The organism is Nitrosomonas sp. Nm58, assembly GCF_900107335.1.
Lineage (GTDB): Bacteria > Pseudomonadota > Gammaproteobacteria > Burkholderiales > Nitrosomonadaceae > Nitrosomonas.
On the sequence record NZ_FNPQ01000083.1, the window covers coordinates 1 to 6,095 of the forward strand.

The 6,095-nt window shown below is 49.4% G+C and carries 4 protein-coding genes and 4 pseudogenes; 3 read left to right on the forward strand and 5 right to left on the reverse strand.

Annotation, left to right across the window (positions count from 1 at the left end; translation table 11 throughout):
• Window positions 1-96 precede the first annotated feature (96 nt).
• Window positions 97-1,285: pseudogene (locus tag BLW34_RS14715) on the forward strand (Tn3 family transposase); the annotation flags it as partial.
• Window positions 1,286-1,516: 231 nt separating this feature from the next.
• Here the strand turns inward: BLW34_RS14715 and BLW34_RS14720 are convergent.
• The 5 genes and pseudogenes from BLW34_RS14720 to BLW34_RS14735 form a co-directional block, all read right to left on the reverse strand.
• Complete coding sequence (locus tag BLW34_RS14720) at window positions 1,517-2,590, reverse strand: alkene reductase (RefSeq protein WP_090581184.1); 1,074 nt, start codon at window positions 2,588-2,590, stop codon at window positions 1,517-1,519.
• Window positions 2,591-2,714: 124 nt separating this feature from the next.
• On the reverse strand, window positions 2,715-3,170 hold the full coding sequence (locus BLW34_RS14725) for a hypothetical protein (RefSeq protein WP_143037969.1): 456 nt from the start codon (window positions 3,168-3,170) through the stop codon (window positions 2,715-2,717).
• Window positions 3,122-3,607: pseudogene (locus BLW34_RS17275) on the reverse strand (HD-GYP domain-containing protein). The gene BLW34_RS14725 and the pseudogene BLW34_RS17275 overlap by 49 nt, the downstream one beginning before the upstream one ends.
• A gap of 25 nt (window positions 3,608-3,632) precedes the next feature.
• The gene (locus BLW34_RS17180) at window positions 3,633-4,304 is read right to left on the reverse strand and encodes a hypothetical protein (RefSeq protein ID WP_256203825.1); all 672 of its coding nucleotides are present in this window, start codon (window positions 4,302-4,304) and stop codon (window positions 3,633-3,635) included.
• A gap of 183 nt (window positions 4,305-4,487) precedes the next feature.
• Window positions 4,488-5,042: an acyloxyacyl hydrolase gene (locus BLW34_RS14735; RefSeq protein ID WP_090542425.1), complete on the reverse strand. Its 555-nt coding sequence runs from the start codon at window positions 5,040-5,042 to the stop codon at window positions 4,488-4,490.
• Between the two features lie 279 nt (window positions 5,043-5,321).
• On the opposite strand from BLW34_RS14735, the pseudogene BLW34_RS17565 reads away from it, so the two are divergent.
• Both BLW34_RS17565 and BLW34_RS17570 read left to right on the forward strand, forming a co-directional pair.
• Window positions 5,322-5,600: pseudogene (locus BLW34_RS17565) on the forward strand (transposase).
• A 4-nt stretch (window positions 5,601-5,604) separates the two neighbouring features.
• Window positions 5,605-5,916: pseudogene (locus BLW34_RS17570) on the forward strand (transposase); the annotation flags it as partial.
• Between the last annotated feature and the right edge of the window lie 179 nt (window positions 5,917-6,095).

A 6,095-nucleotide genomic window follows, 5' to 3' on the forward strand; every position in this document is an offset into this window, starting at 1 on the left:
GTAAATTGACTGGATAGGAAGAGCCGTATGAATCGAGAGGTTCACGTACGGTTCTGTGAGCACCTGAAGGGGAAGTTCCTTCGGGTGACTCGACCGGTGGCCGATGCCCCACCATTCGGCACCGTGCGGCAGCGCGCCTACAAGATCATGCCGAAAGACGCCCTTAGGACACCGATCAACGCCTGAGTGTAAAACCGGCGAGCAAACTAGCCCTGCACTGGCAGGCGGTTGATCGTTTGGCTGAACGTATCCGCCGCCATCTGCGCCCGTTATACGTCACACTCGACTTCGCCAGCATCATGCCAGACAGTCCATGGCTCGCTGCCCTCGTTTGAGCCAAAGGGGTCTTTTCCAGGCCACAGCGCCTTTCGCAACGGCCGCTTGCTGAATGCTCGGAGGCCACACTGCCGAAGCGGTTGCGGCCGTACTTGTTGATCTACGATGCTGACGGCAAACCGACTGGTTTGCATGCCGACCGTTACGAATTTTGGCTGTATCGTCAGATCAGGAAGCATCTGAAGTCTGGCGAACTCTACCTTGACGACAGTTTGCAACACCGCCACTTCACCGACGAGCTGGTATCAATGGAGGAAAAGGCCGATCTACTCGCTCAGATGGACATGCCATTCCTACGCAAGACGATCAGTATCCAGCTCGACGCGTTGACGAATGAGCTGCGCGAGCAGTGGCTGGCGTTCAACCGCGAGCTAAAACAGGGCAAACTGACGCATCTGGCGTACGACAAGAACACTCAGACACTGACCTGACACAGGCCAAAGGCCGAGAAACACAAAGCGAGCGAGCAGGCGTTCTATGAAAAACTGCCATTCTGCGATGTCGCCGATGTGTTGCGTTTCGTCAACAGTCAATGCCCGTTTCTGTCGGCACTGACGCCCTTGCAGCCGCGCTATGCCAAGAAGGTGGCCGACATCGACGGTCTGATGGCGGTCATCATCGCCAAGGCCATGAACCACGGCAACTAGGTCATGGCACGCACCAGCGACATCTCTCTTACCATTGCTTGAGACAACTTACCAGCAGTACCTGCGCCAAGCTACGCGTTTGATCTGGATGCCCTATACGGCGCCGTCGATGGCCAGAAATTCGGCGTTGAGCGTCCAACCGTGAAGGAAAGGAACGCTAATCGCGCAAATACTTTGGACGCGGCAAAGGCGTGGTTGCCTACACGCTGTTGTGCAATCACGAGCCGCTCAATGGCTACCTTATAGGTGCACATAAGTACAAAGGCCACCATGTGTTCGATATCTGGTATCGCAGCACATCTCACTCCGACAAGCACTGCTCCCAACACGGCTCAAACCCTTTACAAAAATCGTCACTCGCACAAAAAATCACTACTATAATCTCCGTTGGAATCTGATTTCTCTAATGATGAAACTCTTTTCGAAAATCGCTCCATCATAAGGAATTCAGGTTCCTTTTGCTGCTTTTCTTATATCGAACTCACGTTAAGTATTTTTTAAATTTGCCTGTTCCCAAAACACGATCTTGGCGATCACAAAGGGTTTAATGCTGGATAATCGGTATAACCTTTCGAGCCTGGAGTATAGAACGTGGCTGGATTAGGTTGATTCAACGCAGCGCTGGCTTTGATCCGGGCTGGCAAGTCGGGGTTAGCCAAAAAGCTGGTGCCGAAAGCAATCGCATCGATTTTTCCTTCAGTAATATCTTTGTTTGCTTCCTCGGCCGTGTAATCCATATTGCCAATGAGCACGCCTCTGTAATGCTTACGAATAGGCGTCATAATGTCGCCACTTTGCTGCTGAAAAAGATCCCCTCGGATGACATGAAGATAAGCAAGATGAAACTCGTTAAGTCGCCCAGCCAGCCAAGTAGATAATCCAATGGGATCGCTGTCAATCATACTATTATAGCTGTTAAGCGGCGAGATGCGCAGTCCGACTCGCTCGCTGCCCCATACCAGGCTAATGGCCTCGAGCACTTCGAGCGTCAAACGCGCCCGGTTTTCCAGGGAGCCCCCATAGGGGCCTGGGCGCTTGTTTGTGCCGTCACGCAAGAATTCGTCCAGCAGGTAGCCGTTTGCGCCATGTACTTCAATACCATCAAAACCTGCTGCTTTGGCATTCTCGGCAGCTTTCTTAAATCCAGCAACAATACCGGGCAGCTCATCATCACGAAGTTCCTGTGGAATAACATAAGGTTTCTTTCCGTCTGGTGTCAACACTTCATCTCCTGTAATGGCAATAGGGCTAGGAGCAACAGGCAGAACACCCTGGTTGAGAAGCGGGTGGCACGCTCTTCCACCATGCCAGAGTTGAAGGAAAATCTTGCCATCGGCAGCATGCACCGCATCGGTAATCCGTTTCCAGCCAGTGATCTGATCAGGGGAATAGATACCTGGTTCCATCCAGAATGCGGAATTCCCTTCGATCACCATGGTAGCTTCCGCGATAATCAGTCCTGCACTTGCTCTCTGAACATAATATTCAGCCATCAAAGCATTTGGAATGTGCTCAGCATCCGCTCGACAGCGAGTAAGTGGAGCCATGAAGATGCGATTGGGTACCGTGATTGCACCAAGCTTTAGAGGAGTAAACAACGTAGTCATCCGCTTAAATCTCTTGAAATTGAATAACTGTCATTTTAGCCAAAACAAAAGGATAGTCGATATTGAAATGCTGCGGCCAGGAACACGGCATCAATTGAACCTGAACATGCAAACTTGAACTGATTCAAAGCCCTACCTGTTTATATTGATGCCGCTGATATTCGATCTCTCTCAAGAGACACCTCTCAAGTAACTGATTTAATATGACATATTCAAAAGGACTTTCATTAACGGCGAGTTTCATGCCCATTTTTTCAGCGCACTGAGCCAGATTCTGCAGCACGCGCTGGCGGTATCGTTCCTCATAGTAGTCTTGACCCCGATCGGTGTATTCCTCGCCGCTGGTGAGCATCGTGTAAATTAGCCGCGCCAGCTTGTGTGCAGCCGCAGTCACGGCTTTGGGCTTGTCCATGCGGGCACACATTCTTTGGAAGTGCGCGCCCAGCGCAGATTGACTGCTAGGCAATGCCGCCGCGGCCAGCTTCAAGGCTTGGGCCGCGCGGTTCGTTACCCGTTTAGTCTTGCCGCTCATTACTTTGCTGCCGGTAATCTTGGTACCCGGGCACAGTGATGTGGCCATGATTCCTTGTAGGGCCGCTTGGTAGTCATCGCATCGAATACATCTGCGATGGCGAATATCCGTGTATTCAGCGGAATAGCCTCGCCCTGGAGTCCTAGCGGATAACCACTACCATCGTATCTTTCATGGCGAAATTCAACCACCTCTCTTGTCCCGTTCAGCCAACTCGATTTGCTTAGAATTTCCATCCCCAGCGATACGTGAGTTTTCATGACTTCAAACTATTCCGATGTCAGCTTGCCAGGCTTGATCAGGATGGGATCGCGGATGCCAATTTTGCCAAAGTCATGTAAAAAAGCACCAGTAATCAGATCGTGAATTTTTTCACGCGAGAGTCCGATCGCTTCGCCTAACCTCAGTGCATAAAACGTAACCCGGTAGTTATGGCTATTGGTAGTGGAATCACGTTCGGCAATGGCGCAACCGAGTACATTCATCAACTCCAGGTTGCCCTTGAGCAGATCACCGGACAGTTTGATTAATCCCCGGTTGAGCCGTCAACACAATCGGGTACATCAGCAGAGTAGTAAATGTAATGCCAAGCGCAACAAAAAACAGCTTGCGAGCTAAATCTTCTCTAATTGAATCACGCGTCTCGCGATCGACCTGATAGATACCCTCGAAATAACCAACCAGCGAATCCCGGGCATCATGCAGTGGCGCCAGGATGACTAGCAGCAATTCACCTTGCACATAGTGAAATTCATACGAGAGCTCACTTGCTTTGGGAAATTGGTGGCGATAGCGGTCGATGTCTTGCTCGGCCAGCTCTTGCCCTGGACGAATGATTTCAAGCCTGATTTGCTTGTTGCGATCATACAATTCGACAACCAGGAAATGCTGATTGACCAGTTGCTGTGCTAAATCTGTCAACTGTTGATAAGCTACGGAGTCAAGTTTTTCCAGATTATGGGCGGACTCTCCACTAAACGTCGCAGACTCCCTCAGTGCAAGGTCGTGGACGAACTGCTGAATTCGACCGAGCTCCAGCCACGGGACAACCCCGCCAATCAATACACTGAGAAACAGCCGAACCAGAATTCTCCGGTGAATGAAACGACTCGTGGCCAGTGCAGCTTCCGAATCTGTCCTGGCGTCATCACCTTCTCTCGCCGGCACTTTTGAACTACTCATGCAGCGAGAGATCTGATAGATTGCGTTAATAATGACATTATCGAGATACCAACCTAATAGATCGTTCCAGCATAACAGTTACAGAAAACGCCGTTCGGCCTGAGCCTGTCGAGGGCCGATGTCAGTTGCTTAGCGGTTTGACAAGCTCACCACGAACGGTAATGGTTTTACTGGAACGATCCACTAAAATCGGTAACCCAAACGTCCGCCTAAAGTGTCCATCCCCTCATTGTCGTTAGCAAGATAGGCATTGGAAATATGATCAAAGTATACCGACAACGAAGTTCTGGCACCGAAGTGATAGCCAATTTCGATCGGAATATGAAACAGTACTCGTGATCCCAGGGCCTTGCGGTCATCGTGTTGAAGATGAAGTTTGCCATCGTGTATCGCCCCACCCAGCCCAATACCAAAAAACATACCGCTGGTATGCTCGTATTGCCAACGAATATCCATGTACAACTTGGAAGTATCGCCGACAGTATTTACCGACCCGCCAAAGGCGGGACGAATGGTTCCACCGATAAATTTGATATGAGGCGAGAAGATAGCTTCCAGATTGAGATCAACACCGCCCTCGCGGCGGAAACCACTCCACAAATCGTCGGTGTCATGGTGAAGTACACCGAACTTGATCTCATGCAACCATGCGAGCGCCCTTTGCTTATCTGCATATCCAGCAGACGAAATAACACAAGCAAGGCTGAAAACCCATACTTCAATAATTCGAGTGCGCATGATCAAATCGATCTTCCCTCAAATTCATATTCCCATATAGGTGTATTTAATAACATAACGTGAGTTCGACGCAAGAAAAGCTGTAAAAGGAATCGGAATTCCTTATGATGAAACGATTTTAGGAAAGAGCTTCATCACTAGAGGATTCAGGTTCCGATGGATACTATAGCGATTTTTTGTGCGAGTGACGACTTTTGCCAGGAGTTTGAGTCGTGGTGGGGTTTCATCTGCCGGGTTACCGGATGTTTAAGCACTGTTACCTGAATCAGGTATTGAGGAATGAGCCGTCCTATTATCGCTTTGTTGAACTATTGCAAGGTAACGCTGGTGCCGTTGAGCTGTTTTCTGATCAGCCGTTTTGGGCGCTGCAGTGGGATGAGCTTCATTGATTCGACCAAGATCAGTGCATGTCACAATCGTCCCATCTGGTCACATAAAGTAATGGCGGCGTTTGCTGCCAGGGGAAAGACCCGCGTGGACTAGTTTTATGGATTCAAGCTGCACTTAATCATTAATGACCAGAGGGAATTACTGAGCGTGAAAATAACGGCAAGGTAATGTCGATGATCGTGACCCGGTGTCAGAGCTGGCACGTTCCTTATTTGGGAAACTCTTTGGTGACCAGGGCTACATCTCTCAGCCACTCTTTGAGCAACTCTGGGAGGAAGGCGTGCAACTCGTCACCAAGCTGCGTAAAAACATAAGAAGCAAGCTGCTGCCGCTGTTTGACAAACTTTTGTTGCGTAAACGTTCGATCATGGAGACTGTCAACGATCAACTGAAAAACATCTCGCAAATCGAGCATTCCCGTCATCGCAGCCCATTTAACTTTTTTGTTAATCTAATAGCCGGGCTGGTAGCTTACGCATTCTAGAAGAAAAAACCTCACTTAATATCAGACCCTCTCAAGCTCTTTGACCTGGTTTAATGAATCCGGACATTCCAGTTAAGAGAAAATAGCTTAACTGGAGGAAGTAATGGTAACGAGGAAGCAATATACAAAGGAATACAAATTAGATGCGATCAGTCTGGTATTGGATCAGGGCCATACGA

Bases quoted from the DNA above. Each gene is read 5' to 3' on its own strand.
- BLW34_RS14720 (WP_090581184.1), bottom strand. From the start codon at position 2,590: ATGACTACGTTGTTTACTCCTCTAAAGCTTGGTGCAATCACGGTACCC.
- BLW34_RS14725 (WP_143037969.1), bottom strand. From the start codon at position 3,170: ATGGCCACATCACTGTGCCCGGGTACCAAGATTACCGGCAGCAAAGTA.
- BLW34_RS17180 (WP_256203825.1), bottom strand. From the start codon at position 4,304: ATGAGTAGTTCAAAAGTGCCGGCGAGAGAAGGTGATGACGCCAGGACA.
- BLW34_RS14735 (WP_090542425.1), bottom strand. From the start codon at position 5,042: ATGCGCACTCGAATTATTGAAGTATGGGTTTTCAGCCTTGCTTGTGTT.